At 60.3% G+C, this 3,432-nt stretch carries 4 protein-coding genes; 2 read left to right on the top strand and 2 right to left on the bottom strand.

Annotated elements, in window-relative coordinates; genetic code table 11:
• The coding region (locus tag D8U18_RS28965) for a hypothetical protein (RefSeq protein ID WP_241664292.1) at window positions 1-67 on the bottom strand (67 nt) is incomplete at its 3' end.
• A 233-nt stretch (window positions 68-300) separates the two neighbouring features.
• Window positions 301-1,212 carry a LysR family transcriptional regulator gene (locus tag D8U18_RS05190; protein ID WP_130931883.1) on the bottom strand — a complete coding sequence of 304 codons (912 nt, stop codon included), beginning with the start codon at window positions 1,210-1,212 and terminating at the stop codon, window positions 301-303.
• Window positions 1,213-1,388: 176 nt separating this feature from the next.
• Here D8U18_RS05190 and D8U18_RS05185 point away from each other — a divergent pair, with 176 nt between their 5' ends.
• A complete protein-coding gene (locus tag D8U18_RS05185) occupies window positions 1,389-2,879 on the top strand; it encodes an aldehyde dehydrogenase family protein (protein ID WP_056852395.1) in 1,491 nt (496 codons plus the stop codon).
• Between the two features lie 158 nt (window positions 2,880-3,037).
• On the top strand, window positions 3,038-3,432 hold a 395-nt coding region (locus tag D8U18_RS05180; protein ID WP_131107183.1), incomplete at its 3' end, for an FAD-binding oxidoreductase.

The following is a 3,432-nucleotide window of genomic DNA, read 5'->3' as shown; positions in this document are numbered from 1 at the left end:
TCAGTTTGTAGAAGTCGGTGTCGAGCAGGTTCTGCACGATGCGATCGGCAAACACGCTCTCGCTCATAACGGGAATCTCCAGCATTGAATAGAGCTAGTGGCGCATAACGGTGGTGGGGATTGCCAGCAATTTTTTAAACCGCAGCGGATCCCGGCAGTTATGGGCTTTTGTGGCGAGGGGGCTTGCCCCCGTCCGGCTACGCAGCAGTCGCAATAGCTTCGGCTTCGAAGTTGCAAGTTTTGGGGTTGCTGCGTAACCCAGCGGGGGCAAGCCCCCTCGCCACAGGGAAGTGCAAGACGTTAAAGCTGCGCTGCATCCGGGCTATCAACCTGCTCCAGCATCCACTTCACAAAATCCCGCACCTTGGGCACTTCCGCCGAGTGTTCCGGATACGCCAGGTAATAGGCGTCGGTGCTGGGCATTGCATGCTGCCATGGAATGACCAGCTTGCCGTCTGCCAGTTCCTCTTCCACCAGAAAGCGCGGCAGCAATGCGACGCCACAGCCGACTTGAGCGGCGCGGATGCACATATAAAAGGTTTCGAAGCGCGGGCCGTGGTAGCTGTGTTCGGTGTGGTAGCCCTGACTGTCGAACCAGTCATGCCACGCCTGAGGCCTGGAGGCGTTTTGCAGCAGGACCAGGTCGGTGAGTTGCGTCGGGTCGGCAAACGGTACCTCCGGCAGGCTGCCGGGAGCACACACAGGCACCAACTCTTCGCTGAACAGCTTCAGGCATTCGGTACCGGGGCGTGACCCCTGGCCGAAGTAGAACGCCAGATCGCTGCGACCCTGCAGCAAGTCGTCGGCTTCCTGTTCGTTGCACAGGTCCAGATGGATCGACGGATGACGCAGCCGCCAGCCTTTGAGGCGTGGGACCAGCCAGCGCGCGCCGAAGGTCGACGGTGTCGAGACGCGCAGGACTTCGGTTTCGCCGCCGTAGGAACGCAAGTAATGCGTCGACATCTCGACCTGCGTGAGGATTTTCCGTACTTCCACCAGATACAGATCGCCCGCCGGGGTCATTTGCAGGCGTCGACGCACCCGGCGAAACAGCAGGTGCTGCAATAGCTCTTCCAGTTGTGCCACCTGCTTGCTGACGGCGCTCTGGGTCAGGTTCAATTCTTCGGCAGCCCGGGTAAAGCTCAAATGCCGGGTCACGGCTTCGAAACACTGCAGGGCAGCGATCGATGGCAAATAGCGTTTGTTCAGCATGGGCGGTCCTTTTGTTCTTGTTTCTTTATTGCCAGCAATGCACAGCATGAATAAACGGAATGATATCTCTCTTAATGGTCGTTTGTTGAGTAACCTGCGTGGCGCTAAAACTACAGGTCTGATCAGTCGTGTTGCTGCGACTGCACCCGTTCCGTTTTTTGCTTGAGGAGTGACCCATGGTTGCCGCATTGCTTGATCGTCTTGGTGTAAACCCGGCCCTGTACCAGAACGGCAAAGTGCCTGTGCATTCGCCCATCGACGGCAGTCGCATCGCCGCCGTGAACTGGGAAGGCGCCGCTGAAGTCGAGCAGCACATCAGTCGCGCAGATCATGCGTTCGAGCTGTGGCGCAAGGTGCCGGCGCCGCGCCGTGGCGAGCTGGTGCGTCAACTGGGCGACATCCTGCGTGAGTACAAGGCCGATCTCGGCGAGCTGGTGTCGTGGGAAGCGGGCAAGATCACCCAGGAAGGTCTGGGCGAGGTTCAGGAGATGATCGACATCTGCGATTTCGCCGTCGGTCTGTCCCGTCAGTTGTACGGCTTGACCATCGCTTCCGAGCGTCCTGGCCACCACATGCGCGAAACCTGGCATCCGCTGGGCGTGGTTGGCGTGATCAGTGCGTTCAACTTCCCGGTCGCGGTCTGGGCCTGGAACGCCACGCTGGCGCTGGTCTGCGGTAACCCGGTGATCTGGAAACCGTCGGAGAAAACCCCGCTGACCGCCCTGGCCTGCCAGGCGCTGTTCGATCGCGTGCTGAAGAACTTCAGCGACGCACCGCCGCACCTGAGCCAGGTCATCATCGGCGGTCGCGATGCCGGCGAAGCCTTGGTTGATGATCCGCGTGTCGCGCTGGTCAGCGCCACCGGCAGCACCCGCATGGGGCGCGAAGTTGCGCCGAAAATCGCCGCACGCTTCGCCCGCAGTATTCTCGAACTGGGTGGCAACAACGCGATGATCCTGGGCCCAAGCGCCGACCTGGACATGGCCGTTCGTGCGATTCTGTTCAGCGCCGTCGGCACCGCCGGCCAGCGTTGCACCACCTTGCGTCGCCTGATTGCCCATGAGTCAGTCAAAGAAGAAATCGTCACTCGCCTGAAAGCCGCTTACTCCAAAGTGCGCATCGGCCATCCGCTGGAAGGCAACCTGATCGGCCCGCTGATCGACAAGCAAAGCTTCGAGAACATGCAGGACGCGCTGGAGCAGGCCTTGAGCGAAGGCGGCAAGGTGTTCGGCGGCAAGCGTCAACTGCAAGACAAGTTCCCGAATGCCTACTACGTATCGCCAGCCATCGTCGAAATGCCGGAGCAGAGTGATGTGGTCTGCCACGAAACCTTCGCACCAATTCTGTACGTGGTCGGCTACAGCGACTTCAACGAAGCCTTGCGTCTGAACAATGCCGTGCCGCAAGGCCTGTCCTCGTGCATCTTCACCACCGATGTGCGTGAAGCCGAGCAGTTCATGTCGGCGGTAGGCAGTGACTGCGGCATTGCCAACGTCAACATCGGCCCGAGCGGTGCGGAAATCGGCGGCGCGTTCGGTGGCGAGAAAGAAACCGGCGGCGGCCGTGAGTCGGGCTCCGATGCATGGCGCGGCTACATGCGTCGTCAAACCAACACCGTGAACTACTCGCTGGAGTTGCCGTTGGCCCAGGGCATCACGTTCGATTAAATACAACTTTTGAACCCATGAAGATCACTGTGGGAGCGGGCTTGCCCGCGATGGCAATCGGTCAGTCACCTGGATGTTGAAGGTGCTGACGCTATCGCGGGCAAGCCCGCTCCCACAGGTAAATGGTGTGTTAGTTAGGTTTCTGTTGGAGTCTGGCAATGCCGTTACGCGAAGAGTGTCTGTGGGAAAAACTGACGCCGCAAAGGCCCGACAACGCGGCGCTCAAGGGGGAAGTGAAGGTCGATGTCTGCGTCATCGGCGCCGGGTTTACCGGTTTGTCGGCGGCGGTGCATCTGCTGGAACAGGGCAAGACCGTTTGCGTGCTGGAAGCCCATCGCGCCGGGCATGGCGGCTCGGGGCGCAACGTCGGGCTGGTCAACGCGGGCATGTGGATTCCCCCGGACGAGATTGAAGCCGGGTTTGGCACTGAGGTCGGCAGCCAGCTCAACCGCATGCTCGGTGCGGCGCCATCCCTGGTGTTCAGCCTTGTGGATAAATACAACATCGATTGCCAGTTGCGCCGCGAAGGCACGCTGCACATGGCGCACAACGC

The organism is Pseudomonas sp. Sample_10 (assembly GCF_004321495.1).
Classification (GTDB): Bacteria; Pseudomonadota; Gammaproteobacteria; order Pseudomonadales; family Pseudomonadaceae; genus Aquipseudomonas.
This window is presented reverse-complemented; position numbering and strand designations above follow the sequence as displayed.

Bases quoted from the DNA above. Each gene is read 5' to 3' on its own strand.
- D8U18_RS05190 (WP_130931883.1), bottom strand. From the start codon at position 1,212: ATGCTGAACAAACGCTATTTGCCATCGATCGCTGCCCTGCAGTGTTTC.
- D8U18_RS05185 (WP_056852395.1), top strand. From the start codon at position 1,389: ATGGTTGCCGCATTGCTTGATCGTCTTGGTGTAAACCCGGCCCTGTAC.